The organism is Photobacterium marinum (genome assembly GCF_000331515.1).
Classification (GTDB): Bacteria; Pseudomonadota; Gammaproteobacteria; order Enterobacterales; family Vibrionaceae; genus Photobacterium; species Photobacterium marinum.
In genome coordinates, this window is sequence record NZ_AMZO01000036.1 from 93,920 (window position 1) to 120,012 (window position 26,093).

Genomic DNA, 26,093 nt, shown 5'->3' on the forward strand with positions numbered 1-26,093 from the left:
TTACCATAATGCATGGCATTAGACTGACTTGTGTAATACTTCCTTTAACTTAATTTATAAGGCCCTCTAGTGATGCTTTGCATCATTAAATGTTTGAGTACTCATCTTAGAAGGGAAGTGTATAAAATACGATAAGTAGCAGTGTATTAAACTTCAACTATCCAATAGCGAAAGAACTATCCTCTCAATAGCTAATAAACTCAAACCATCACCGATGCTTTATACGATGCATTGATTATGGTTTAATCTCCAATTACAACTATCACACAAGTGCCACCCCAACCAACAAATGTTGCAAAAGAGGCGTCAATGACTACAACCCGAGTGAAACATTTGTCCTCCGAGTACAGTTGTTGCCGTGTCTATATTTGTCTTCATTGGACAATGGAAAACACTGTAAACAACCAACTATACTCCTTAGAGCGCCTATCTTTCACTCACTCACTCACTCACTCATAAAAGACTTATTTTGGTACGAACTAACGGTGATATGCCAACCCCGATTAAGTACTACAACCCGGCCATTGCCGAGGAATATAAGAAAATTGAACTGGCTGCCGAACAAAAACTGATTTCCATGCTGCCGGAAGAGTTTCAGGATGATTACGCCCCGCTGCTCGACAGTCACAAAATCAACCAGGAAGACTATGCAATAGTGAAGCAGGCTGACAGCCTGTGCGCTTATCTCAAATGCCTGGAAGAACTCAATGTCGGTAACCACGAATTTGCCCAAGCGAAGAAACGGCTCGAGCAAACGCTCTCCGAACGCTCCACGCAGGAAATGGAATATTTCCTTACGACCTTTGCCGACAGTTTTAACTTAACGCTGGATGATATCAGCTAATGACAGAATTCAATCTTGCTCCCGGCTGGGAAAGCCGCCAAAGCAATGAACAGAAAATGCGCCGTAACGACCACCGTTCGGCTTATCAACGCGACCGTGCCAGAATCCTCCACTCTGCTGCATTTCGACGACTTCAGGCTAAAACCCAGGTCCACGGTGCCGGGCACCACGATTTCTACCGTACCCGCCTGACCCACTCGCTTGAAGCATCCCAAATCGGTACCGGTATTGTCGCTCAGTTAAAACTGAAACATCCCAATTTCAGAGAATTACTATCATCCACCAGCCTGATGGAAAGCCTGTGCCTGGCTCACGACATAGGCCATCCACCTTTTGGTCATGGTGGTGAAGTCGCCCTGAACTATATGATGCGCGAGCATGGCGGCTTTGAAGGTAATGCCCAGACATTCCGCATCGTTACACTGCTGGAACCATATACCGAACATTTTGGTATGAACCTATCACGTCGCACCCTGCTCGGATTGCTGAAATACCCTGCGCTGATCAGCAATACCCGGGCAACAGAGCTGCCGGCAGATGTTGTCAACTTCCGTCATCTGAAGGCCAAAGACTGGCATCCGGCTAAAGGCGTCTATAACGACGATACAGAAACTTTCGAGTGGGTTCTGGCTTTGCTCTCAGAGCATGACCGGGAACTGTTCAGCCAGATGCGTCACGAACGGGAAAATCCAACCCAGCATTTGAAGACGCGCTTTAAATCGCTGGATTGCTCAATCATGGAACTGGCTGACGATATCGCCTATGGAGTCCATGATCTAGAAGATGCGATCGTCATGGGGATTATCACCCGAGAGCAATGGCAAGAAGCCGTAGCCAGTAAGCTAGCTGACTGTGGTGAGCCCTGGTTTGAAGAGAAAGTCGATAAAATCAGCCAGCAACTGTTCGGCAATCACCATGAGCGTAAAGATGCCATCGGTGCCATGGTTAATGCCCTGCTGACCTCGATTCACATTGCTCCTGCAATCCAAAACGGTATAGACAGCTTTGACGAGCCTTTGCTGCAATGGAATGCCTTCCTGTCGGAGCCAATGGAAAAAGTCCTTGAAGTCCTCAAACAGTTTGTCAGCGAATACGTGGTAAAAAAGCCGGAAATACAGCTGCTGGAATACAAAGGACAACAGTTGGTTATGGAACTGTTTGAGGCTTTCGCCTCCGACCCTGAGCGCCTGCTACCAGCCAATACCTGCGATCGCTGGCGACAAGCAACCAGCAACGGAGAAAACGCACATCGCATCATTGCCGATTACATTTCCGGAATGACCGATGGTTTTGCCCAACGACTCTATAGCACCCTATTCCAGCCGACTACTGCGGTAGGTGTGGGTAATGAGGGGCATGGATTCTAGGAACAAATAGGGGTTAGTATCGAGATACGAGGTGAACGAAGCGAAAAACTTACGTCTCGTATCTCTAATCTTATATATTCACACTCTCACCTACTACTTATAGTTTCTCTCAAACACCCCTTCAGGCATCTGACGGATCTGGTATTCAATCATCCGACTAAAAACATTGAGCAAAGGTTCAAATTTATTACTGTCGCCTTCTAATGCGCTCAGAGCAAGATATCCGGCTTCAACGGTCGAAACACCCTGCTCTTTCGGTGATTTGCGGATCCGATAGTTTCCCTGCTCAGCATTATCGAGCGACACCGTTGGCAATTGGTGAAGATTACCCGACAGCTGCCACATTTTGTAAGCCTTCTTCCAGGTACCGTCGAGCAGGATTAGAGTGCGAATTTTCTCTTTGGTTACAACAGAATCAGTCAGCTCTGAAACCGGAATCGCACCTTCGCCAGGATAGATCAGGTAAACATCTCGCATTGGATCATTGAGCAAGACATTAAGCTCATAATGCTCAGAAAAATCTTCTCCAACAAAAAGTTTTGCATTGGGCAGCGACAATGTCAGGATTCGCGCTGTACCAATTGCCCGTTTTACCTCCGACGGGTGTTGTAAAATCAACAATTCAGTTTTAGCATCAATAACTTCAATCCAACTACAGATGCAGGCCTTTTTCGCCTTACCACACTGTTCGCAATATCTGCTCATTGAGGTGACCTTGTCTTTTCGTACCTATTTAATTTTCGCCATCAGTCTGTTGTTCATTACCCAATGGCCAACAGTGCAAAACTGGTTAGCATGGGATCGTAGCGCAATTTTCAACCATGGCGAAGTATGGCGGCTCCTTACCGGTAACCTGACTCACACTAATTGGCCGCATATGATAATGAATAGTCTGGCGCTGGCAATCATCACTTTCATCTTCCGCTGGCATTTTTCCGCCCGTCAGTTCACTTTCCTGCTGCTGACACTCTCCGTCGCAGTCGGACTTGCAATTATTATTACCGACATTCAGTGGTACGCAGGCCTGTCCGGTGTTCTGCACGGCTTGTTTGGCTGGGGAGCAATAAAAGATATTGAAGGGAAACACAAAGGGGGATGGCTGTTACTGTTTGGGCTAGCAGGAAAAATTAGCTGGGAGCAGATTTTTGGCGGTTCCGTAAGTTCTGCAGCCCTGATAGGTGCGAGAGTCGCGACAGAAGCTCACCTTGCCGGTGGTATTGCAGGTATCACAATAGCGTTACTCCCTCTGCTATACCGTAAATGGAAGCAGAGTAATCCGGTGAAAAACTGAGATAAACGAAGGAGAACTACTCACCTCTCTCCTTCAATTTACTGTCTGTCAAACTATGGTTATGATCCTGTTTAGAGCTTAATCCGTTCCCGGTTTTTATCGACTGTCGCTGGACCGATTCCCTTCACATTCACCAAATCGTCCGCCGCAGCAAACTTTCCGTTAATATCACGGTAATCCACAATTCTAGCGGCTTTTTCAGGGCCGACACCAACAAGCAGTTTATCCAACTCTTCTACATTAGCCGTATTGATGTTAACGGTGATCTCTATACCTTCATATTGGTCTGTTTCTGCGAAGCTGACCGGAACAGCCCCCAGCATCGCCACCATAAACAACACACGCACAACGAATTTCATCTCGTATCTCCTATAACTGTTTAATCTTGCATTATTCCACAGCAGTGTGGTCAGCATAACGGAGCAAAAGCGGAGGTAAATACAAAACAAATTCGGGAAAGTAAAAAAACAACGGGCCGCACAATGGCGGCCCGCTAATTCACTAATCAATTACAATTAGTTTTCTGATTCGTCCAGCAATGGATAGCTTACTTCAGCAGTATTACGCAGCACTTCCAGCGTAGCCATTACATCTTGCTGAGCATTCATCTGTTCAACCTGGCCAGCCAGTTGGCGGTTTACTGATACTGCATCTACGTCAGCTTCAATCACCTTGTCCAGAGCAATAATCAACACATTGCCCACCATGTCACGGGTCATACCGTAAACAGGCTTTTCATCAGCAGGCTTCGCCAAGCCAAAAGCAACATCAGCAATCATGCGATCAGCACCGATACGACCGATGGTTTCAGCGTCAGAGAAGTTCACAGATTCTTTTTCCAGAATCTCAGTATTGCCTTCACGCAGTGCCGCGATGATTTCGTCAGCTTTCGCCTTGGCATTCTGCTCACCCTGACGGGCCGCCAGCTGCTGCTTAGCTGATGCAGATACTTCATCGAATGGCAGTACCATTTCTTCACGAGAGTCTTCTACACGAACAACCACAACATGCTCTGGACCAACTTCAATCAGGTCAGAGTTCAGGCCGTCTTCACGAACTTCAGGGCTGAATACCGCCTGAAGTACAGCAGGGTTTGCCAGTACGCCAGGTGCATCGTTACGAGAGAAGAACTCTGTCAGCTCAACTTTAGCGTTAACTGCATTCGCCGCATCATCCAGAGAGTCCGGCATTTCAAACGCAGTTTCAGCCAGCTTAGTCTGCAGATCATAGAAAGCTTCTGCTGCACGCTGTTCGCGAACCTCAGCCAGAATGTCATCTTGAACTTCAGCAAAAGGCTTAACCTGAGATGCTTTCACGTCATCAAGCTTGATGATGTGGTAACCGAAAGAAGACTGAACAACCGCAGAAGTTTCGCCTTTCTCCAGCGCAAATGCCGCATCTTCAAATGCAGGATCCATTACACCACGCTCAAACCAATCAAGCTGGCCGCCGTCCTTCGCACTGAAAGTATCGTTAGAAGATTCTTTCGCAAGCTGTGCAAAATCAGCACCGCCATTCAGTTGTGCCAGCAGCTCTTCAGCTTTTGCTTTCGCTTCATCACTGTCGCCTTCAATCAGGATATGGCTGACTTTGCGCTGTTCAGCCGTAGAGTACTTCGCCTGATGCTCATCATAGTAAGCCTTCGCGTCTTCTTCAGACACTTCAAGCGAGGTCTTCAGGCCTTCACCTGAAAGTTCAACATAAGCCACTTTCACTTGATCGGGACGAGTGAACATCTGTGGGTTTTCATCGTAAAACTTCTGAACTTCTTCATCAGAAATTTCAGCTTTCTTAGTGAACTCAGCTACATCAAGTGTCAGGCTACGAATCACACGCTGCTGCTTTTCCAACTTAGTCAACGCTGCCAGCTCATTGTTCAGAGTGAAGTCACTGCCCTGAAGAGCAACAAGCAACTGCTGGCGAAGCAGGTCTGTACGCATAGATTCAGCAAACATATCTGGCGTGAAACCAGAACGGCGTAGAAGCGTGTTGTAGATTTCGTTATCAAATTTACCGTCACGCTGGAACTGAGGCATAGTCAGAATTGCATTACGGATCTGCTCATCGCTGATTCGCATCCCAAGCTCATTGGCACGCTGCTCAATCAGCACATCGTTCACCATGCGATCAAGCACGCTACGACGGAATTGCTGCACATAAGCAGGATCACCCATCAGCGTTGAGAAATAATCGCCCAGCTGAGCCTGCATGCGATTACGCTCATTCTGGTAAGCCTGCTCAAACTCACGCTGACTGATTTCTCGATCATCAATCTTTGCGGCTGGCTGCTGACTGCTTCCAGCCAGGTAGCTGCCTACTCCGGCAAAGACAAAAGAAAAAATAATTAAGCCAAGAATAACCTTAACCCAAATGCTGCTTGCGCCTTCGCGCATTCGCTCCATCATAATTTGCCGTATCTCCTACTTATTCGATCTGGCATGGTGTTTTGAAGAATGCCTTCGTATACCGATCCAAGGGATGTTTGGTTGCGAAAAATATCACACAGTTACAAAGTAAAAAAAGCGCATCACCTGATGCGCCCTTATTTCATGCCAGGTTGCCAGTAACTCTGACAACCCGCATCGATGTTTGTTCAATACAAACAACGGGCTAATGCCCATCAATTAGTTTACAGAATCCTTAAGCGCTTTACCCGCTTTGAAGCCTGGTACTTTTGCTGCAGCAATCTGGATCTCTTCGCCAGTCTGAGGATTACGGCCTGTACGAGCAGAACGCTCACGTACAGAGAATGTGCCGAAACCAACAAGTGATACCTGATCACCTTCTTTCAATGTTTCAGAAACTGCGTCGATGAATGCATCTAGCGCACGACCAGCTGACGCTTTAGAAATATCTGCATTTTCAGCAATTTTATCAACTAACTGAGTTTTGTTCACGATTTCATCCCCTCTATGAACATCATCCGTATGCAAGCTCATCAATTGAGCAGTTACTTTTACGGATAATCAAGTTGTATCAGGCTTTAATTATATAAGCACCGAACGCCTTAAAAACGTGTAAGCCTTGATATTATTGAGCTTACGGCGAATTAGACCTATCTTATAGCTATACAAAAAAACGCTGACAAGGCTTTTCGCACTTGAAAGCGTTTTTTCTTTAATTAACTTTGCTGCATGTCACTGTTTTGAGCGTTAACCAACTCAATTCCAGTCGGATTGTTCTGTAGCGCTATTGTCAGCACCTCGTCAATCCAGCGAACCGGACACACTTCCAAATCAGCAATAACGTTATCTGGGATCTCTTCCAAATCACGCTCATTCTCTTTCGGAATCAGTACCGTCTTGATACCGCCACGATGCGCAGCAAGAAGTTTTTCCTTCAAGCCGCCTATCGGCAGAACTTCACCTCGCAGGGTAATTTCACCTGTCATTGCGACATCAGCTCGAACCGGGTTACCCGTCAGGCTGGATACCAAAGCGGTACACATCGCGATACCAGCACTTGGACCGTCCTTCGGTGTTGCACCTTCAGGTACGTGAACGTGAATATCACGCTTCTCGTAGAAATCTGCTGCGATACCCAGACGCTCAGCACGAGTACGAACTACAGTCATTGCCGCCTGAATTGATTCCTGCATCACATCGCCCAGAGAACCGGTAAACGACAACTTACCTTTACCCGGCATAGATTCAGTTTCAATGGTCAACAAATCGCCGCCAACTTCAGTCCATGCCAGACCGGTAACCTGACCGATACGGTTGCTCTCTTCCGCCTTGCCGTAATCATAGCGCTGAACACCCAAGTAATCCTTCAAGTTATCCATCGTGATGGACACTTTCTTGGTTTCAGTATTTAGCAGGATCTCTTTTACTGCCTTACGGCACAATTTAGAGATTTCACGCTCAAGGCCACGAACACCCGCTTCGCGTGTGTAGTAGCGGATAATGCCAGTCAGAGCAGAATCATCCACTTCGATCTCATCCAGCTTCAAACCATTACGCTTGATCTGTTTTTCCAGCAGGTGACGCTTGGCAATATTCAGTTTTTCGTCTTCTGTGTAACCTGAAAGACGAATTACTTCCATACGGTCAAGCAGCGGCCCCGGAATATTCATTGAGTTCGAGGTTGCCACAAACATCACGTCAGACAGATCGTAATCAACTTCCATGTAATGGTCGTTAAAGGCATTGTTCTGCTCAGGGTCAAGAACCTCCAGCAATGCTGATGAAGGATCGCCACGCATGTCAGATGACATTTTGTCGATTTCATCCAGCAGGAACAGCGGGTTCTTAACACCAACCTTAGACATCTTCTGAATCAGCTTGCCTGGCATCGAACCGATGTAGGTACGACGGTGACCACGGATTTCAGCTTCATCACGGACACCACCCAGCGCCATACGGACATACTTACGACCAGTTGCCGCAGCAATCGACTGACCCAGAGAGGTTTTACCAACACCAGGAGGACCAACAAGGCAAAGGATCGGACCTTTGATCTTGTTAGTACGGCTCTGAACTGCGAGATATTCCAGAATACGCTCTTTCACACGCTCCAGACCATAGTGGTCAGAGTTAAGCACTTCTTCAGCTTTTGCCAAGTTTTTCTTAACTTTAGAGCGCTTGTACCAAGGTACACTCAGCATCCAATCGATGTAGCCACGAACAACCGTTGCCTCAGCAGACATAGGCGACATCATTTTCAGCTTTTGCAGTTCCTGCTCGGTTTTCTCACGAGCTTCAGCCGGCATTTTGGACTCTTCGATCTTCTTCTTCAAAGACTCGAACTCATCCGGCGCTTCATCCAGCTCACCCAGTTCTTTCTGGATAGCCTTCATCTGCTCATTGAGGTAATACTCGCGCTGGCTCTTTTCCATCTGCTTTTTGACGCGACCGCGAATGCGTTTCTCAACCTGAAGCAGATCGATTTCCGATTCCATCATCGCCATCAGGAACTCAAGACGCTCCGTCACGTCAATAATTTCCAGCACTTTCTGCTTGTCAGCCAGTTTCAGCGGCATGTGAGCAGCAATGGTATCAGCCAGGCGTGCAGCTTCATCAATACCATTCAGCGACGTCAGTACTTCCGGCGGGATCTTCTTGTTCAGTTTGATGAAACCTTCAAACTGGTTGATCGCCGTACGAACCAAAACTTCCTGCTCGCGCTCATCCATATCCTGAGTCATCAGGAACTCTGCTTCTGCGCTGAAAAACTCATCATCACGCAGCTTCTGGACCTTAGCTCGCTGCTGGCCTTCAACCAATACTTTTACCGTACCGTCCGGCAGCTTCAGCAACTGAAGAATAGTTGCAACCGTACCGACATCGTAAAGATCATCGATTGAAGGCTCATCGGTAGCCGCTTCTTTCTGGGCTACCAATAAAATTTGCTTGTTGTCATCCATTGCCGATTCCAGACAACGGATGGATTTATCCCGGCCTACAAACAATGGAATAACCATATGCGGGTAGACCACCACATCTCGCAGTGGCAGAACGGGGATCTCAAGGCGTTCCGAACGCTCCAAGTTCATATTCTTCTCTCTTCCGTTCAATCTCTTTAATGAGTATATGGGGGTAAAGCAGAAAGATTCAACGGGATAACCAACAGAAAATAAAAAAGGAGGCAAAAGCCTCCTTTTTTCATGCTTTATGAGCACTTATTAAACAATCATTCAGCACCAGCTGCCTGATTTTCGGTATTTTCGTAGATCAGTAATGGGTCAGATTCACCCTTAATTACCGATTCATCAATAACGACCTTGCTCACACCTTCGGTAGAAGGCAGCTCATACATCGTATTCAGCAATACTGCTTCAACGATTGAGCGCAGGCCTCGAGCACCAGTTTTACGCTCCATTGCCTTACGGGCAATCGCAACCAGAGCATCATCGCGGAACTCAAGCTCAACATTTTCAAGCTCAAGCAACGCAGCATACTGCTTGGTCAGTGCGTTCTTCGGTTCACGAAGGATCTGCACCAGTGCGTCTTCATCCAGCTCATTCAGAATCGCTGTCACAGGCAAACGACCGATGAATTCTGGGATCAGGCCATATTTAACCAGATCTTCCGGCTCTACCTGTTCGAACAAGTCGCTCAGAGTACGAGACTGATCTTTGGAGCGAACGTCAGCGCCAAAACCAATACCGGTACCAGTAGAAACTCGCTGGTCAACAACTTTATCCAAGCCAGCAAATGCACCACCACAAATAAACAGGATCTTAGAGGTATCAACCTGTAGGAACTCCTGCTGTGGGTGCTTGCGACCGCCTTGAGGCGGCACTGATGCCACTGTACCTTCAATCAGTTTCAGCAGCGCCTGCTGAACACCCTCACCCGATACATCACGAGTGATTGACGGGTTGTCTGATTTACGTGAAATCTTGTCGATTTCATCAATGTAAACAATACCACGTTCCGCTTTTGCTACATCGTAATCACACTTCTGCAGCAGCTTCTGGATGATATTTTCCACATCTTCACCAACGTAACCCGCTTCAGTAAGCGTTGTTGCATCAGCCATTGTAAATGGCACATCCAGCATGCGAGCCAGTGTTTCAGCCAGCAAAGTTTTACCGCTACCGGTCGGACCGATCAGCAGAATGTTACTCTTGCCAAGCTCAACACCTTCACTGTTGGTGTCGCCATTACGAAGACGTTTATAATGGTTATATACCGCTACCGCCAGCACCTTTTTAGCATGGCCCTGACCAATAACGTAATCATCCAGGTTTGAACGAATTTCCTGTGGCGTCGGAAGCTCACTGCCGTCACGCTTAGGCATCACTTCTTTTATTTCTTCACGAATGATGTCGTTACACAGATCGACACACTCATCACAAATATATACAGAAGGGCCTGCAATCAGCTTGCGAACTTCATGTTGACTTTTGCCGCAGAAAGAGCAGTACAGCAGTTTTCCACTACCACTCTCTTTTCGCTTATCTGTCATTCGCTAACCTCTTTATCGGGTCTCACCCCATCATTGCCTTGTTTTGAGTGTATAACAACTCTTGTCTTTTTGCTCCGCGGCACCGCAAAGCTGTGTCGCGGAGTCAAAAAACAATGTTAGTCACGGTGTCTCAAAACAGCATCTACCAAGCCGTATTCTACTGCCTGCTCTGCTGACATGAAGTTATCACGATCAGTATCACGCTCAACCACTTCAAGAGGCTGACCGGTATGCTCAGCAAGCAAATTATTTAGCTTCTGCTTGATAGTTAAAATTTCTTGCGCATGGATCTGAATATCAGAAGCCTGTCCCTGGAAACCACCCAGCGGCTGGTGAATCATCACGCGTGAGTTAGGCAGACAGTAACGTTTGCCCTGCGCGCCACCTGCCAGCAGGAATGCACCCATTGAACATGCCTGACCCATACATACAGTGCTCACGTTTGGCTTAATGAACTGCATGGTGTCGTAGATTGACATACCAGCTGTTACCGAACCACCCGGTGAATTGATGTATAGGAAGATGTCTTTATCCGGATTTTCAGACTCCAGGAATAAAAGCTGTGCAACTACTAGGTTGGCCATATGATCTTCAACCTGGCCAGTCAAGAAAATCACACGCTCTTTTAGTAGTCGGGAATAGATGTCGTAGGAACGTTCACCACGAGAAGTCTGCTCGACCACCATAGGAACCAGTGCATCCATGATCGGTGACATGGCGTTTTTATCTTGGTAGTTCATAACGTTATTTCCCTAAAATAAATGGCCCGAATGAAATTACTCTCACACGGACCATTGTTAGCAGAAGATTTGAAGCAAAGTCAAATCCCTACAGTAATTTCAGCAAATTAAGCTACTGGCTGCTGTTGGTTCATCAGCTCGTTAAAGCCAACTTCTTTCTCAGAAACCTGTGCTTTAGCAAGAAGCGCATCGATAGCCTGCTCTTCAAGAGCAACATTGCGCATGTTGTTCATCATCTGCTCGTTCTTTTCGTAGTAAGCAACTACTTCTGTTGGATCTTCGTATGCAGAAGCCATTTCAGTGATGATTGCTTTAACGCGCTCGTCATCTGCTTTCAGCTCTTCAGACTTGATCACTTCACCCAGAAGCAGACCAACAACTACGCGACGCTTAGCTTGTTCTTCGAACAGTTCACGTGGCAGCTCTGGAGCGTTCTGAGCATCACCGCCGAAACGCTGAGTCGCCTGCTGGCGAAGAACGTTGATTTCCTGGTCGATAAGTGCAGCAGGAACAGTGATGTCGTTCTGTTCGATCAGACCGTTAAGAACCTGGTCTTTGATGCGACCTTTAACAGCTTGCTTCAGTTCACGCTCCATGTTCTTGCGAACTTCAGCTTTAAGAGCGTCAACAGAACCATCTTCGATGCCGAACTTAGCAACAAACTCTTCAGTCAGCTCAGGTAGTTCCTGTGCTTCAACTTTATGTAGTTTGATAGCAAAAGATGCTGCTTTACCTTTCAGGTTTTCAGCGTGGTATTCTTCTGGGAAAGTCACTTCGACAGTGAACTCTTCGCCAGCTTTCTTACCAACGATACCGTCTTCGAAACCTGGGATCATGCGGCCCTGGCCCATTGCCAGTGCGAAGCCTTCAGCTTTACCGCCTTCGAATTCTTCACCGTCTACAGAACCAGTGAAATCGATAGTTACGCGGCTGTCTGCAACTGCTGCTTCTTCAACTTCTTTCCAAGTAGCCTGCTGCTTGCGCAGAGTTTCCAGCATAGTTTCAACGTCTTCGTCTTTAACTTCTGCTACTGGTTTTTCAACTGCGATCTTGTCCAGACCTGCAAGTTCGATTTCAGGGAATACTTCGAAAGTAGCCTTGAATACCAGGTCTTTACCTTCAGCCATTTCGACTGGAGTGAAAGTAGGTGCGCCAGCTGGGTTAATTTTTTCTTTAACGATCGCTTCGATGTAGTGACGCTGCATCACTTCACCCAGGATATCCTGACGTACAGATGCGCCAAACATACGAGCAACCATTTTCAGCGGAGCTTTACCTGGACGGAAACCATCGAAACGACGATTCTTAGCAATTTTCTTCAGTTCAGCTGTAACTGCATCTTCGATGTTTGCAGCTGGAACTGTGATAGTTAGATGGCGTTCTAGACCTTCAGTGGTTTCAACGGTAACTTGCATTTTATTTAACCTCAAAACTTACTCAGTGCTATCTGAGTGGTGTTGCCGATCAGCCCTTGCTGACGGTGGCATCCTTTCGTGTTATGGCCGGTCTATGCCGATACCATAACGCCTTAATTCTGATAATTTCTGTTTCTACTGGCCAATAAAGCCACTGAACCAAAAATTAAAAACGCGGTATTATAGCGGCCCTGCACGCTGTCGTCGAGACAGATAAACCGCACCGCAATCAAACCTTTCACACAAAATAGGGGCAAAAAATCCATTTACAAGGGTAAACGGCAAAATTTTCCGTCCTTTTTGTGTTTTTTTGACAATGAACTGAAATTATCAACGTGATTTGAACCCATGGTGATTCTTTTCTGTTCAATTCATTTTCAACTCAGCGACTATATTTTAGACGAGAACTTCTACGAGAGCTCCCAACTCAAACCCGGCCTGTTACATCCATGCATACGGAGGAAATGATGAATTTTTTAATTTTTGGTGCTTCCGGTGGAATAGGGCTAGCTCTAGTCGAAAAGTGTATTCAAGCCGGGGACTCTGTTACCGCAATAACCAGGAAGCAATCTGATAAGCTGCAACAACTAAAACAAGCAAACCCGGCACAAATTACGATTATCCAAGCTGAAGTTTCGGACTGGCAAGCCAGTCTGACTCACCAACTAGATACTCTGTTTCAGGCCCATGGCCTTCCGGATATTGTTATCAATACAATAGGTCTTCTTCATGACAAAACTGCGATTGCAGAACTGATGCCTGAAAAACGGCTGCAAGAAGTCAGGTTTGATTTCTTCCAACAAAATATGACTGTTAACTGTTTTACCTGTTTATTAATCACACAATATCTGTCACGACTTTATCGAAATCAGGATAAATTCTGCTTTACTGCACTTTCCGCCCTGGTCGGTTCAATATCAGAAAATACATCCGGTGGATGGTATAGCTATCGTATGAGCAAAGCAGCACTACATATGTTCATCAAAACACTGAGCATTGAATGGAAAAGGCTCTATCCCAACGCAACAGTACTGGCGGTGCACCCGGGGACTACTGACACCCCGCTATCTCAACCATTTCAGGCAAACATAGATAAAGACAAACTTTATTCTCCGGCAGAGACAGCAAAACGGATAATCAACATAGTCAAAAATGCAGAGCCTTCACAAAGCGGCTGTTTTTTGTTCTGGGATGGCACACCAAAGGACTGGTAGGGGTAACTTCGATTATGTCTGTAAAAAACAAATATCTAGGACTATTATCTATAGCCTAAGAGGCATTTAAAGGAAAGGAGATGAGAAAGAAGTAGAAGGAGGAAATGGCACGCCCTGCAGGATTCGAACCTGCGACCACATGCTTAGAAGGCACGTGCTCTATCCAACTGAGCTAAGGGCGCATCATTAAGTGCGTAACGTTAAGTTACGGGACGGGATTATACGTGGTCAGAAAGTGACGTCAACGCTTTTCCCCTCATTTTTCAACAAGTACGGCTCAAATGCTCAAAGTAGCAACAATTTGCATTAAATTCAGTAGGTAATGCCCTAAATCGCAACCTGAACGCCGACACTCATAATTACAATACTTCAAGCTAACATCACAACATTAGCTGCCGATCACAACACCTCCTTAACATCCTTATATAAAATATATACAGAACCACAAAGCAAACGTTTGCGCTATAGATCTTAATCACATTCTTTGCGACAATGTCGTCGCTCATCACAACAAGTCCAAAGGAAAAACATGGCCGCTCAAATTATTGATGGAAAACTTATATCTCAGACAGTCCGACAAGAAGTTGCTGCCCGTGTAAAAGCACGCGTTGAAGCGGGATTAAGAGCACCGGGCCTTGCCGTCATTCTGGTTGGCCAGGATCCGGCATCTCAAATATATGTAGGCAGTAAGCGCAAGGCTTGTGACGAAGTCGGCTTTATATCTAAATCTTTCGACCTACCGGCAACCACTGACGAGACAGAACTGCTTGCCCTAATAGATGAGCTTAATAACGATAACACTATCGATGGCATTCTGGTTCAACTCCCCCTGCCTGCCGGTATTGATACAACAAAAGTGATTGAGCAAATCGATCCGGAAAAAGATGTTGATGGCTTCCACCCCTATAATGTGGGCCGTTTATGCCAGCGAATTCCTAAACTTCGAGCCTGCACACCGAAAGGCGTAATGACGCTGCTGGAACGCTATAACATTTCAGTCCGTGGTCAACATGCTGTGATTGTCGGCGCATCCAATATTGTCGGCCGCCCGATGACATTAGAGTTGCTGTTAGCTGGAGCGACTACCTCAACCTGTCACCGCTTTACCCAAGATCTCGAATCCCATGTTCGTCAGGCTGATATTTTGGTTGTAGCTGTAGGTAAACCCAACTTTATTCCTGGTGAGTGGATAAAAGAAGGCGCAACGGTCATCGATGTAGGGATCAACCGCTTAGACAGTGGCAAACTTGTTGGTGACGTTGAATACGACTCAGCCAGAGGAAATGCTCGCCATATAACACCGGTACCTGGCGGCGTCGGCCCAATGACTGTGGCAACACTGATTGAGAACACGCTTCATGCTTGCGAGCAATATCATTCGAAGTAAGAAACGAAGAGTTTGAATTTCATCATTGAACAATTACAAAAGCGAGAGGCTACCCCCCTCGCTATTCTATTCGCTGATCTCAAAACTCACCTCTAGGGCAAGTTCCTATAAAAGTTATAGCGATGTCACTACATCTTTTAGATAAGCCCTAAAATCATCACCCAGCGTTTCATGGCGCATACCATACTCAACAAACGCCTGCATATAACCTAGCTTACTACCGCAGTCATGACTCTTACCTGACATGTGGAACGCATTAACCTGCTGCTTTTCCATCAGCATATCGATGGCATCCGTCAACTGGATTTCATCACCGGCACCAACAGGTGTTTTCTCAAGCAAATTCCAGATTTCAGCTGGTAAAACATATCGACCAACAATCGCCAGATTTGAAGGAGCTTCTTCAACAACAGGCTTTTCAACAACCTTAGTCATTGGTGCCGTTTCACCAGGTTTCAACTCAGCGCCATTAATATCCGCCACGCCGTAGCTGGAAACTTCTGACATAGGAACAGGCTCCACCATTACTTGGCTGATCCCTGTTTCATCAAATGCCTTAACCATCGCAGCCATATTATCCTTACGAAGATCACTAGCAGCGTCATCAAGGATGACATCAGGCAGAACCACAGCAAAAGGCGCATCACCCACCAGCGGGTGCGCACAAAGCACTGCATGGCCAAGACCTTTTGCCTGCCCCTGACGGACATGCATAATAGTCACGTCTTTCGGACAAATATGCTGAACTTCATCCAGCAACTGACGTTTAACACGCTTTTCCAAAGTTGCTTCCAGTTCAAATGATGTGTCGAAATGGTTTTCAATTGAATTTTTCGACGAATGTGTAACCAGAACAATTTCTTTAATACCCGCAGCGACACATTCATTAACTACATGCTGAATTAAAGGCTTATCAACAATTGGCAGCATTTCCTTTGGAATGGCCTTCGTTGCAGGCAACATACGAGTACCCAGACCAGCAACAGGGATGACAGCTTTACGAACAGATGACAAAGGGGAAGTTGTAGTCATTTTATATTCCATTAATCTCAATTCAGACGGACTATATCAAACAGGTCAAAACGTCGCGACCTGTAACCCCATAACTTGCTTATTTCTTGACGATATCTTCATTTTGTACACTAACCTTAACTGGCTTACCAAGCAGGTTAATCAACATGAATGAGCGTTTTTCACCATCCGGTTCCTGGTAAATCGCATCCAGACCCTTGAACTGTCCCTGCTCCAATTTAAGGCTTTCACCCGGCAAAGGCAGATTTGACAGCTTTGACTGATACTCTTCACAGTCTTCATTCATCATCAGGCCATAAATCAAATCCGGCTGAACCATCTGTGGCTTCGCTCCCTGACGAATAAAATCTGCAACCCCTCGGGTCGAGCGTATTGTTGTGTAGCTGATATCCTCAGGATCGAAGTACACAAACATATAATTTGGAAACAAAGGCTCATAACTCTCCACCCTTTTCCCACGAACAATTTTTTGTACTGTCACTTGCGGGTAGTAACATTCCACCCCCTGGCGATCAAGATTGATCACTGCTCGCTCTTGCTCACTTCGCTTGCAATAAAGAAGATACCAATCTTTCATAAGAATCTCTGTTTAACTATCGCCCAAAAATACTGGCTCCAATTATAAGTACTGGAAAACAAAGAACAACTTTTCCCGAAGAGATGAAAATTAACTACCATTCCACCTCTCCGCCAATCACATTTTGTAACATTCATTAAAAAACAATAATCTTGGTTATTGAAGCCAAAATATAACCAATAAAAAAGATGATAGCCCAAAATTGAATTGATTTTTAGAGTTTTTAACTGACACCCATAATAAAAAATGAGATTCCACTCTTGCACAACAAAAGCACAACCCCTTATTAATCAACAACTTGTGTTGTTTTCATTTTGTTCTGCAAATGTGAATATTTGCAGTTTAAAAATTTGTCCTTTATAAAAAGAACAAAATTAGCAAACACACATACATTCGAATACAGAGTATAATTATGAGCAATCTCAATAGTGGCACTCTTCTGGGCCACCCTAAAGGTTTGTTCTTACTGTTTGGTACTGAACTGTGGGAACGATTCTCTTATTACGCTATGCGCGCCATTCTGGTGCTTTACCTTACAGATAAAACAATTAACGGCGGCCTTGGCTGGTCAACCCAAGACGCGCTAAACCTTTACGGCATCTACACCGGTCTCGTTTACATCACTCCTCTTATTGGTGGTTGGATTGCCGATAACTTCCTAGGCCAGCGTCGTTCGATCATCATCGGTGGTATTCTGATGGCCCTGGGTCAATTCACTCTGGCTCTGCCTAACAGTATGGTTGATCCACACGCAGTTACTGCATTCTACCTGGGTCTAGGCCTGCTTATTGTTGGTAACGGTATGTTTAAGCCAAACATTTCTACCATGGTTGGCGACCTGTACGAAGAAGGTGATAACCGTCGTGACGGCGCATTCACTATTTTCTACATGGGTATCAACCTGGGTTCCCTACTTGCTGGTATTATTGCCGGTACAGCATCTGCAACATACGGCTGGAAAGCAGGCTTCCTAACTGCTGGTATCGGTATGCTTCTTAGCCTGGTAGTCCAACTATTCTTCGCTGAGCGCCTGCTGGGAGATATCGGTAAAGTTCCTGCAGCTAAGCGTGCTGCTGAGATGAATAAGTCAGGTAAGAAAGAACCTCTTACTAAAGAAGAACGTGATCGCATGAAAGTGATCATGATCATGGGTACATTCGTTGTAATCTTCTGGGCTGGTTTCGAACAGGCCGGTGGCCTGATGAATATCTTCTCTCAGGAATACACTGATCGTATGATTGGTAGCTTTGAAGTACCAGCTGCATGGTTCCAGTCTCTGAACCCGTTCTTCGTTATCACACTGGCACCGGTTATCGCTTCCATCTGGGTGAAACTAGGTCCTAAAGAGCCAAGCTCTCCAATTAAGTTTGCCTTCGGTCTGTTCTTCCTGGCAGCTGGCTTCCTTTGCATGATTGGTGCAGTTCTACAGCAGGGCGGCGACGTTACTGTTAAAACATCTATGATGTGGCTGGTAGGCGCATACTTCTTCCACACACTTGGTGAGCTATGTCTGTCTCCTATCGGCCTGTCTATGGTTACCAAGCTTGCTCCTCTTCGCCTGGCATCTCTGATGATGGGTGTTTGGTTCGGCTTCAATGCTGTTGCTAACTACGTTGCCGGTATCATCGGTGCACAGGTTGGTGAAGCGGGCCCAATGGCTATCTTCAGCGGTATTGCAGTTGCAGCTACCATCGCAGGTGTACTGCTTGTTCTTTGCTCAAACCAGCTAATTCGTTGGATGCACGGTGCCGAAGGCCACGTTGCTGAAGAAGAAACAGCAGAAGCTCAGCCAGTTGAAGCATAAGCATCAAGCGCAAATTTAAAGAGGCAAGTTTCTAAATTAGAAACAAGTATCAACGAAAAACGGGAGCCTCTGGCTCCCGTTTTTGTTGGATTCTACAAGATAACGCCTACGCTACTTATCTAGTGAAGCTCACAAGCTAAAACCCGCAACGCTTCAATGTCAGACTAAAACTCCCCGCCCTCATCTCGCTCAATGACAAACGGCCTCCCGATTCAGAAAGCTGCAGCCGCGCAACATCGTTATGCTTAGCATTTTCGCCCAGCCAAGATTGCACCGGAATATTGTGGTTACCATCACTGGTTTGCAGCATAGCTCCCAATCCGGATGAAACCACAGATAGACTTTTATCACACGCATCAAAAATACCAAACAAGGCTTTGATGGGTGATGCATAACCTGAATGCTTCATCCCTTTTTCTATCAGCTGAACCAGGCTGGAAATATTGTTCTCATCTGCCATACGAGTTCGCAGATAATCATTGAAAAAGGCGCGAACCAGTAAGGTAGTTGCAGTGCCATTATCAGGATCAGAAGACGAGTCGATCAGATAAAATGCTAACCGCCCATCCATTAGCCAGGTGTAATCAAGCAATACAGGAGGCACATCAGCAGCCTGCAACACACAATAATTCAATTGCCAATCACCCTGACTTGATTCCGTCTCTGGCATCAATCCCATCAAGAGTTCTTGAGCTGCCCGAGGATTGGCTTTGAGCTCCTCGATGTGCCATTCAAGCTCTTCGTCGATCCCACTTTCATCTTCACTGACGCCAAACCACTGGCTTGAGAAATCACGATTCTCATTCACCGTGTCCTGCGACTTGAGTACCTGTAGAATGGCTGATTTCAGAACCATGATGTTATCAAGAGGCTTGATCAAAAAGTCTTTCACGCCATGACGTAAAGCAGCAGCAACATCGCCCATATTACCGGTTCCTGAAATAACAATGACCGGCACCATTGGGTACTGCACCGCGATCTCTTCAACAAATTCCATCCCAGTCAAAATTGGCATTTCTAAATCGCACAGTAACACATCAGGAATCCCATCTCTGAGCGCCTGCAAACCAGCCAAACCATCCTCTGCTTCACGCACCTGACATCCTTGGCTTGTTAAGAAACCAGAGATCATAGTGCGAAAAACCGGATCATCTTCAACGATGAGAACGTCTTTATCCTCAAGCAAAGGTTGAGTCCTCCAGGAATGATGGGTTGCTATACCCTGCTTTTCATTAGGGGAATTGACTGGTTTATCTGAATAAGTGCGCATGAAAGCCCAACAGCTAATCAACCTCTCAAAAGCATAGGTCGGAAATTGTGTTCCGTCATTGCAAGAGTCACTTTCCAGGATATAGATAGTCTGATAATGCAACCAGGTTCAAAGAATTGTCTTTTCAGGACAAAATAGTGTGCTTATTAAAATTTAATGCAAGGAAATATTGATTTACAGCAAAACCTGTTAGGATAGTGACATCTTTTAACACATTTTGTTATACAATTCCCAATTATAAGTTTTCAGTTATTGTGTATCTATGAAGCTTGACGATTTAAATTTGTTTCGTATGGTTGTCGACAACGGCAGCTATACCGCCGCCTCGCGCAAAACTCAGGTTCCTGTCGCAACCCTAACCCGACGTATCCAGGCTCTGGAAGAATGCCTGAGTATTCGACTGTTAAACCGTCACGCCCGCAAGCTGTCACTTACGGAAGCCGGACAAAAATTCTATGATGAATGCAGCCCTATGCTCCAGCAGCTGGTTGATACGACCGAGCACATTAGCGAAGAATGCAAAGGAGCCGCGGGTAAACTAAAAATTGCCGCACCATCCAACCTGACGAAAGTGATGCTGCAACCAATGCTGAACGCTTTTATGTCGGAACACCCGGCCATAAACATTGAACTGCACATGAGCAGCGAACCAGAACAGCTTGACCCTACAGACTGGGATGTCATTTTCCGTGTCGGGCCGCAGCGTGACTCAACCCTGATAGCACGAAAAATCAGCGCTGTTAAAGATATTCTGGTCGCCAGCCCGGAATATCTAAAAAATAACGCAGAACCGAAACATGCTCAGGATCTCCACCAGCATTCATTGCTAAAAGGAAAGCCACTACTACGTTGGCGTCTGACCGACAGTAACGGTGAAACCATTACTGTAAATGAACGAGGCCGCTTTGAAGCAAACCAGCTAAATGTTGTTCGTAAAGCCTGTGTTAGCGGATTAGGTATTACTCTGATGCCGGACGTTATGTTGGAGAAATACATCGAATCGGGCGAACTGGTTCGAATTCTGGAAAACTGGTCAGCAAACCTACGAGAAGTTTACCTGCTATATAATCACCGAGACTATCAGCCAGAAAAGCTACGCTTATTCATTGAGTTTGCCAGCGAATACTTCAAGTTATAACACTCTCCCTCCCGTTTTTAGACCAGTCGGCCCTACCGGCTGGTCTTGCCAATTTCTTGCCAAGCCAGGTAACCCCGACTAAATGTTAATGTATTGAATAAGGGAATTATCTGTGCTTGTGTGTCTACTCTAGCCTGAAAATCAACACAAAATCCAGACATTAAAGAGCAGCCATCTAAGCTAAGTAAATACCTGTAATTTATCGCATGCGAACACCGATCGTGTCGTCGTCTGTTTTCAGGCACATAATCTGTTCGTGAAAACTAACGCACCTGATAACGAGGTAATGCTATGATTCTGGGACATTTATTTGGGCTGTACACCCACCCTAAACAAGAGTGGCGTACCATTGACAAGGAACACGAAGGTATTCAAAGCAGTCTATCTCACATCATGTTGATTGCACTGCTCCCTCCAACTTTTGCCTTTATCTCCAGTGTGTTTATTGGCTGGCGGATAGGAGCTGGAGAACCGATATTCCTGACTCAGAGTAGCGCCCTAGGAATGTCAGTTGCCATGTACTTTGCACTGATTGCAGGCGTCTTTGCTCTTGCCTACCTGGCCCACTGGATGAGCCATACTTTTGGTTCAACGCCAACCTTTACTCAGGCGCTAGAATTAGCCGCTTATACAGCAACCCCTTTATTCATGGTCAGCATTGCAGCTATTTACCCTCAAGTATGGTTCCTTATGATTGCCGGGTTAATTGGTGTTGCCTATTCCGTTTATCTACTCTACACAGGTGTGCCGATTCTTATGCATATCCCCGAAGAGCGTGGCTTTATTTATGCTAGTTCCATCGTGACCTGTGGCTTGGTTTTACTGGTATCCATCATTGCCGGTTCAGTTATTCTCTGGAACCTGGGTCTTGGACCGCAGTTTAGTCACTAATGCTTAAGGGAACGAAGTAGTATTAGAGGCGAGAGATAAGAAGCGAAATAAATAGAGGTTAGAGAGGCGAGTTTGAGTCAACCCGACCTCTCGCCTCATAAATCTAAACCCCTTCGTTATGTAACTCGAGATTTGCCAAATCCTGCTGAATTTCACGAGCTTTAGAATCTTCACTTCGCAGACTTTCAAGGTAATCAAGATATTGCTGGTTAACATCACCGGTAACATAAGTCCCGCTAAAGACAGAGGTTTCAAACTCTTTAATATCTGGATTACCGTCAGCCACCGCAGCCACCAAGTCATCAAGGTCCTGGAAAATAAGGCCATCAGCACCAATCATTTTACAAATTTCATCAACTTCACGACCATGGGCAATCAGCTCATTAGCACTTGGCATATCAATACCATAAACGTTAGGAAAACGTACTTCCGGCGCTGCTGATGCCAGATACACTTTACGGGCTCCGGCTTCACGGGCCATTTCAATGATCTGCTCAGATGTCGTACCACGCACAATGGAGTCATCCACCAACAGGACATTCTTATCCTTAAATTCAGAGCGAATGGCATTAAGTTTACGGCGTACTGACTTACGGCGCATATGCTGACCAGGCATAATAAAGGTACGACCAACATAGCGGTTTTTCACGAACCCCTGACGGTATGGCTTATCCAGTGTACGGGCAATTTCTAGCGCGCTGTCACAGGAGGTTTCCGGGATAGGAATGACAACATCAATGTCATGGTCATACCATTCTCGCTTAATTTTCTCCCCCAACTTCTGTCCCATACAAACACGAGCACTGTAGACTGATACTTTATCGATAAAGGAATCCGGGCGGGCAAAGTACACAAACTCAAAGATACACGGGTGAAGCGCCGGGTTTTCTGCACATTGCTCAGTATATAACTCACTATTGAAATCTATATATACCGCTTCACCGGGCGCAACATCGCGAACAAAATCAAAACCGACAGCATCAAGAGCAACAGACTCAGATGCCACCATATATTCCACTTTTCCGTCTACTTCACGACGTCCCAGACACAAGGGGCGAATACCATTAGGATCACGAAATGCAATCAAGCCATGACCAATTACCATAGCCACAACGGCATAAGCACCAGAAACTATTTTATGAACGGCTCGGACAGCAGAAAAAATATCATTCGGAGAGAGGGGGTAAGAAGCGGCTTTTTCTAACTGGTTAGCCAATATGTTAAGGAGGATTTCTGAGTCAGATGAGGTGTTAACATGACGCCGGGCCTCTTTAAACAAACTCTCCTCAATATCTGCGGCATTGGTCAAATTACCGTTATGCGCCAGAGAGATGCCGAAAGGAGAGTTAACATAAAACGGCTGAGCCTCTGAGGCGCTTGAACTCCCTGCGGTCGGGTATCTGACGTGACCAATTCCCACACTTCCCTGTAGCCGCTGCATGTGCCGGGCCTCAAACACATCCCGCACCAAACCGTTAGCCTTACGAAGACGAAAACGATTGCTTTCCAAGGTAACAATACCAGCGGCATCCTGTCCGCGATGCTGCAGCACGGTCAGTGCATCATAGATAGACTGGTTTACCGGGGTAGATCCCACGATTCCGACAATACCACACATGTCCTAAATCCTCGTCACGCATTAAGTAGCAGTTAAAGCTGCTTCAACAATTACTCATTATTCCGCGGGTTCCGGTTAACCTGATTTAACCGAATCCCGCGGAAAGGTATCCCAAAAAGCAGCTTGTACACCGGCACTATAATGCGCCGGGCAAGAAGCTTGACGTGTCTTTGAGATAAGTGAAAAACCATTCAATCACCACGCCGAACTGCGGAATCAACTGTGACTGCTGCCACCAATCTGCCTTGGCAAATCCCGTAAAGGCGTCGATGAAGAACAGTATGGCAGATACAATTAGTACCCCCCTCACTCCACCAAAGACAACACCCAGAACCCGGTCCGTTCCTGATAACCCGGTCTTCTGGACCAACTGTCCAATCACATAGTTCACTACCGCACCGACAATCAGTGTCGCAATGAACAAGGCAGCTATTGCGCTACCATTACGCAACATCTCATCATGAATGTTCGTAAAATATGCTGCCAGCTCAGTATAAAAATTACTGGCGATGAAAAAAGCAGCAAACCATATAACCAGTGACAATGCTTCTTTAACAAAACCACGGATCAAACTGACCAGTGCAGAGAAGCCTATTACGCCTAAAATTACGTAATCAATCCAAATCATCATTTGTTGTTTTCGTCTTGTTGGTGCGTATTCTAACAGAAAAAATGAGAACGCAAACGTTTACCTAAGGGTTTAGTGGGTTAAATCTGAGCAATCGGCCCTTCAATCCGGTTAATTTTTCCAAATCTTTGAGCTGTGCCGACAGCTTCGATTTAGAGACATCCGGACCGACAACAACCCGAGCCAAGTCTCCTGGTTTTGGCTGCTTGGGAAAAACATGCGCCTGATAACCGGCATCTCGTAATTTTGCAACCAGCTGGTTTGCGTTATCGATATTGCGGAAAACACCTAACTGAACCACCCAGCCACTGTCATGATTACCGACTTTCGGTTTTTCAACCGGGTACGGTGCCACTTTCAACGGTTTGACGTTTAAAGGCTCGGAAACACCTTCCAGCTCCTGAGGTTCCTCTATAACCACGGTAACAGGCTCAGGAGGCAAATCAATTTCGGCGAACTGAGGTTCAGGGATAGTTGCAAACTCATCTTCAATGCCAATTTGAGGCTGAAGGGGAATACTGGCGAACTGCTCCTGGTAATGCTGCTTCTTCCCATCGAATAAATCAGGCAGGAAGATAACGCCGATAGCGACCAGAATAATGGTTCCGACCAGTCGGCTTTGGAATTTACTTGCCACGTTTACTCCTGTGTTGATGAAATATGGCTGGAAACTTGACCGACAGTGTAAAACGAGCCAAACACGATTACCATATCATCGCTTTCAGCCTGAGCTAGTGCCGCATCATAAGCTTGTTCCGGAGAATCAAAAGCAGCCTGCTCTCCTTCTAAATGCGAAATAATCTCTTCCGCTTTCGCAGCACGGGGACCTTCTAATGAAGCCGGATACCAAACGTCTACAATGTCTTTCATCTCAGCCATTGTTGCTGCGATATCTTTATCATGGAGCATGGCAACCACAGCGTGGATACGCTGTCTGTTTTCGCGCTGTCGGATCTTCGTCAATTGCTCAGCAAAATACTGCGCCGAGTGCGGGTTATGGGCAACATCCAGGATAGTCAGCGGAGATTCCGAAATTCTCTCCATACGTCCCGGCAGGGATGCTGTGGCAAGACCTGCGGCAATGTGCTCATCACTGATATCCAGCTCGGCAACGCCCAGCGCCATCAATGCTGTTGCCGCATTTGGCAGCGGTAGAGACGGCATCGGCAGATCCTGCAAATCAAATGCACCGCAATGCCAACTCCAGCTATTACCATTCTGCTGGTAATCGAACTGATAACCAACCTGATAGAGCTGCGCACCAATATCATCAGCGTGGGCCGGCACACTGGCTGGAGGATTCGGCTGACCACACACGGCTGGTTTTTCTGCCCTGAAGATGCCCGCCTTTTCATAACCGATAACTTCAATGTCATCACCCAGCCAATCAACATGATCAACCGCCAGGCTGGTGATCACCGCCACATCATGGTCAACAATATTGGTTGCATCCAGGCGTCCGCCCAAACCGACTTCTAAAATAGCCACATCGACCTGATGTTGCTTAAATAGTTGCAGCGCAGCCAGGGTACCAAATTCAAACAAGCTCAAGCTGCTATCTGACCGATTTTGTTCGATAGCGGCAAAAGCATGAGTATGTTCGCTATCGGCCAGTTCTTGGCCATTAATACGTACCCGCTCGTTGTAGCGCACTAGATGAGGAGAGCTGTAAACACCAACCTTGTAACCGGCTTCAAGCAAGATGGCTTCAAGGATCGCGCAGGTTGAACCCTTGCCATTGGTACCAGCAACAGTAATCACGCGAGGTGCAGGTTTAGTTAACTGGGCGCGCTTTGCAACAGCAAACGCACGATCTAGGCCAAGGTCGATAGCACTGGTGTGGAGGTTTTCTAAATAAGTCAGCCAGGAGGAAAGAGGTGCCGTGGCTTGTGGGGCTGTCAGTCCGGACATTGTCTTCATTCTAATTAGTACCAATAATAGGTACTAATTTAACACTGAAACGAG

Annotated in this window: 22 protein-coding genes, 1 tRNA gene and 1 pseudogene; 8 read left to right on the forward strand and 16 right to left on the reverse strand. The window is 46.2% G+C overall.

The annotated features are described in order from the left end of the window. Positions 1-484: 484 nt before the first annotated feature. Together yfbR and C942_RS21080 are read left to right on the forward strand one after the other, a co-directional pair. Positions 485-844 (forward strand): annotated as a pseudogene (yfbR, locus tag C942_RS21075) (5'-deoxynucleotidase); the annotation flags it as partial. Further along, positions 844-2,211: an anti-phage deoxyguanosine triphosphatase gene (locus C942_RS21080; protein WP_007470083.1), complete on the forward strand. Its 1,368-nt coding sequence runs from the start codon at positions 844-846 to the stop codon at positions 2,209-2,211. The pseudogene yfbR and the gene C942_RS21080, both read left to right, overlap by 1 nt. Before the next feature lie 93 nt (positions 2,212-2,304). Here C942_RS21080 and C942_RS21085 read toward each other — a convergent pair whose 3' ends face one another. Continuing rightward, on the reverse strand, positions 2,305-2,916 hold the full coding sequence (locus C942_RS21085) for a tRNA-uridine aminocarboxypropyltransferase (protein ID WP_007470086.1): 612 nt from the start codon (positions 2,914-2,916) through the stop codon (positions 2,305-2,307). 10 nt (positions 2,917-2,926) lie between these two features. Here C942_RS21085 and rrtA point away from each other — a divergent pair, with 10 nt between their 5' ends. Beyond that, positions 2,927-3,502, forward strand: coding sequence for a rhombosortase (rrtA, locus tag C942_RS21090; protein WP_051035884.1), 576 nt, complete (start codon positions 2,927-2,929; stop codon positions 3,500-3,502). Positions 3,503-3,573: 71 nt separating this feature from the next. Here rrtA and C942_RS21095 read toward each other — a convergent pair whose 3' ends face one another. The 7 genes from C942_RS21095 to tig form a co-directional block, all read right to left on the reverse strand. After that, a complete protein-coding gene (locus tag C942_RS21095; RefSeq protein ID WP_408633482.1) occupies positions 3,574-3,834 on the reverse strand; it encodes a ComEA family DNA-binding protein in 261 nt (86 codons plus the stop codon). Between the two features lie 183 nt (positions 3,835-4,017). Continuing rightward, positions 4,018-5,907, reverse strand: coding sequence for a peptidylprolyl isomerase (gene ppiD, locus C942_RS21100; protein ID WP_007470092.1), 1,890 nt, complete (start codon positions 5,905-5,907; stop codon positions 4,018-4,020). 219 nt (positions 5,908-6,126) lie between these two features. Then, positions 6,127-6,399, reverse strand: coding sequence for a nucleoid-associated protein HU-beta (gene hupB / locus C942_RS21105; RefSeq protein WP_036801403.1), 273 nt, complete (start codon positions 6,397-6,399; stop codon positions 6,127-6,129). Between the two features lie 224 nt (positions 6,400-6,623). After that, the gene (gene lon / locus C942_RS21110) at positions 6,624-8,996 is read right to left on the reverse strand and encodes an endopeptidase La (RefSeq protein WP_007470099.1); all 2,373 of its coding nucleotides are present in this window, start codon (positions 8,994-8,996) and stop codon (positions 6,624-6,626) included. Positions 8,997-9,133: 137 nt separating this feature from the next. Then, positions 9,134-10,414, reverse strand: a complete 1,281-nt coding sequence (gene clpX / locus C942_RS21115) for an ATP-dependent protease ATP-binding subunit ClpX (RefSeq protein ID WP_007470101.1) — start codon at positions 10,412-10,414, stop codon at positions 9,134-9,136. A gap of 116 nt (positions 10,415-10,530) precedes the next feature. Further along, positions 10,531-11,154, reverse strand: a complete 624-nt coding sequence (clpP, locus tag C942_RS21120; protein WP_007470103.1) for an ATP-dependent Clp endopeptidase proteolytic subunit ClpP — start codon at positions 11,152-11,154, stop codon at positions 10,531-10,533. A gap of 107 nt (positions 11,155-11,261) precedes the next feature. Then, positions 11,262-12,569 carry a trigger factor gene (gene tig, locus C942_RS21125; RefSeq protein WP_007470105.1) on the reverse strand — a complete coding sequence of 436 codons (1,308 nt, stop codon included), beginning with the start codon at positions 12,567-12,569 and terminating at the stop codon, positions 11,262-11,264. Between the two features lie 464 nt (positions 12,570-13,033). Here tig and C942_RS21130 point away from each other — a divergent pair, with 464 nt between their 5' ends. Then, complete coding sequence (locus C942_RS21130; protein WP_198287506.1) at positions 13,034-13,783, forward strand: SDR family NAD(P)-dependent oxidoreductase; 750 nt, start codon at positions 13,034-13,036, stop codon at positions 13,781-13,783. Positions 13,784-13,888: 105 nt separating this feature from the next. Here the strand turns inward: C942_RS21130 and C942_RS21135 are convergent. Further along, positions 13,889-13,965 (reverse strand) — tRNA-Arg (locus tag C942_RS21135). 347 nt (positions 13,966-14,312) lie between these two features. On the opposite strand from C942_RS21135, the gene folD reads away from it, so the two are divergent. Next, positions 14,313-15,170 carry a bifunctional methylenetetrahydrofolate dehydrogenase/methenyltetrahydrofolate cyclohydrolase FolD gene (gene folD / locus C942_RS21140; RefSeq protein ID WP_007470108.1) on the forward strand — a complete coding sequence of 286 codons (858 nt, stop codon included), beginning with the start codon at positions 14,313-14,315 and terminating at the stop codon, positions 15,168-15,170. Positions 15,171-15,284: 114 nt separating this feature from the next. Here the strand turns inward: folD and galU are convergent, their stop codons facing one another. Both galU and rfaH read right to left on the reverse strand, forming a co-directional pair. Next, entirely contained in the window at positions 15,285-16,202 is a 918-nt protein-coding gene (gene galU / locus C942_RS21145) for a UTP--glucose-1-phosphate uridylyltransferase GalU (protein WP_007470110.1), read from the reverse strand. Positions 16,203-16,281: 79 nt separating this feature from the next. Next, positions 16,282-16,779: a transcription/translation regulatory transformer protein RfaH gene (gene rfaH, locus C942_RS21150; RefSeq protein ID WP_007470113.1), complete on the reverse strand. Its 498-nt coding sequence runs from the start codon at positions 16,777-16,779 to the stop codon at positions 16,282-16,284. A gap of 412 nt (positions 16,780-17,191) precedes the next feature. On the opposite strand from rfaH, the gene C942_RS21155 reads away from it, so the two are divergent. Beyond that, on the forward strand, positions 17,192-18,583 hold the full coding sequence (locus C942_RS21155; RefSeq protein ID WP_007470116.1) for a peptide MFS transporter: 1,392 nt from the start codon (positions 17,192-17,194) through the stop codon (positions 18,581-18,583). A gap of 136 nt (positions 18,584-18,719) precedes the next feature. Here C942_RS21155 and C942_RS21160 read toward each other — a convergent pair whose 3' ends face one another. Next, positions 18,720-19,769, reverse strand: a complete 1,050-nt coding sequence (locus C942_RS21160) for a response regulator (protein WP_007470118.1) — start codon at positions 19,767-19,769, stop codon at positions 18,720-18,722. 346 nt (positions 19,770-20,115) lie between these two features. Between C942_RS21160 and C942_RS21165 the strand changes: the two genes are divergently transcribed. After that, on the forward strand, positions 20,116-20,991 hold the full coding sequence (locus C942_RS21165; protein ID WP_007470120.1) for a LysR family transcriptional regulator: 876 nt from the start codon (positions 20,116-20,118) through the stop codon (positions 20,989-20,991). A gap of 291 nt (positions 20,992-21,282) precedes the next feature. Beyond that, positions 21,283-21,882, forward strand: coding sequence for a Yip1 family protein (locus tag C942_RS21170; protein ID WP_007470124.1), 600 nt, complete (start codon positions 21,283-21,285; stop codon positions 21,880-21,882). A gap of 103 nt (positions 21,883-21,985) precedes the next feature. Here C942_RS21170 and purF read toward each other — a convergent pair whose 3' ends face one another. The 4 genes from purF to folC form a co-directional block, all read right to left on the reverse strand. Further along, positions 21,986-23,500: an amidophosphoribosyltransferase gene (gene purF / locus C942_RS21175; RefSeq protein WP_007470126.1), complete on the reverse strand. Its 1,515-nt coding sequence runs from the start codon at positions 23,498-23,500 to the stop codon at positions 21,986-21,988. 136 nt (positions 23,501-23,636) lie between these two features. After that, the gene (gene cvpA / locus C942_RS21180; RefSeq protein ID WP_036801375.1) at positions 23,637-24,128 is read right to left on the reverse strand and encodes a colicin V production protein; all 492 of its coding nucleotides are present in this window, start codon (positions 24,126-24,128) and stop codon (positions 23,637-23,639) included. A 64-nt stretch (positions 24,129-24,192) separates the two neighbouring features. Continuing rightward, complete coding sequence (locus C942_RS21185) at positions 24,193-24,765, reverse strand: SPOR domain-containing protein (RefSeq protein ID WP_007470130.1); 573 nt, start codon at positions 24,763-24,765, stop codon at positions 24,193-24,195. A gap of 2 nt (positions 24,766-24,767) precedes the next feature. Beyond that, a complete protein-coding gene (folC, locus tag C942_RS21190; RefSeq protein WP_007470132.1) occupies positions 24,768-26,039 on the reverse strand; it encodes a bifunctional tetrahydrofolate synthase/dihydrofolate synthase in 1,272 nt (423 codons plus the stop codon). Positions 26,040-26,093: the final 54 nt, after the last annotated feature.

Excerpts from the sequence above, each read along its gene's own strand:
- C942_RS21155 (WP_007470116.1), top strand. The coding sequence starts at position 17,192 with ATGAGCAATCTCAATAGTGGCACTCTTCTGGGCCACCCTAAAGGTTTG.
- C942_RS21130 (WP_198287506.1), top strand. The coding sequence starts at position 13,034 with ATGATGAATTTTTTAATTTTTGGTGCTTCCGGTGGAATAGGGCTAGCT.
- rfaH (WP_007470113.1), bottom strand. The coding sequence starts at position 16,779 with ATGAAAGATTGGTATCTTCTTTATTGCAAGCGAAGTGAGCAAGAGCGA.
- tig (WP_007470105.1), bottom strand. The coding sequence starts at position 12,569 with ATGCAAGTTACCGTTGAAACCACTGAAGGTCTAGAACGCCATCTAACT.
- folC (WP_007470132.1), bottom strand. The coding sequence starts at position 26,039 with ATGTCCGGACTGACAGCCCCACAAGCCACGGCACCTCTTTCCTCCTGG.
- C942_RS21170 (WP_007470124.1), top strand. The coding sequence starts at position 21,283 with ATGATTCTGGGACATTTATTTGGGCTGTACACCCACCCTAAACAAGAG.
- C942_RS21165 (WP_007470120.1), top strand. The coding sequence starts at position 20,116 with ATGAAGCTTGACGATTTAAATTTGTTTCGTATGGTTGTCGACAACGGC.
- C942_RS21080 (WP_007470083.1), top strand. The coding sequence starts at position 844 with ATGACAGAATTCAATCTTGCTCCCGGCTGGGAAAGCCGCCAAAGCAAT.
- clpP (WP_007470103.1), bottom strand. The coding sequence starts at position 11,154 with ATGAACTACCAAGATAAAAACGCCATGTCACCGATCATGGATGCACTG.
- ppiD (WP_007470092.1), bottom strand. The coding sequence starts at position 5,907 with ATGATGGAGCGAATGCGCGAAGGCGCAAGCAGCATTTGGGTTAAGGTT.
- C942_RS21095 (WP_408633482.1), bottom strand. The coding sequence starts at position 3,834 with ATGGTGGCGATGCTGGGGGCTGTTCCGGTCAGCTTCGCAGAAACAGAC.
- C942_RS21085 (WP_007470086.1), bottom strand. The coding sequence starts at position 2,916 with ATGAGCAGATATTGCGAACAGTGTGGTAAGGCGAAAAAGGCCTGCATC.
- clpX (WP_007470101.1), bottom strand. The coding sequence starts at position 10,414 with ATGACAGATAAGCGAAAAGAGAGTGGTAGTGGAAAACTGCTGTACTGC.
- lon (WP_007470099.1), bottom strand. The coding sequence starts at position 8,996 with ATGAACTTGGAGCGTTCGGAACGCCTTGAGATCCCCGTTCTGCCACTG.
- purF (WP_007470126.1), bottom strand. The coding sequence starts at position 23,500 with ATGTGTGGTATTGTCGGAATCGTGGGATCTACCCCGGTAAACCAGTCT.
- galU (WP_007470110.1), bottom strand. The coding sequence starts at position 16,202 with ATGACTACAACTTCCCCTTTGTCATCTGTTCGTAAAGCTGTCATCCCT.
- folD (WP_007470108.1), top strand. The coding sequence starts at position 14,313 with ATGGCCGCTCAAATTATTGATGGAAAACTTATATCTCAGACAGTCCGA.
- cvpA (WP_036801375.1), bottom strand. The coding sequence starts at position 24,128 with ATGATTTGGATTGATTACGTAATTTTAGGCGTAATAGGCTTCTCTGCA.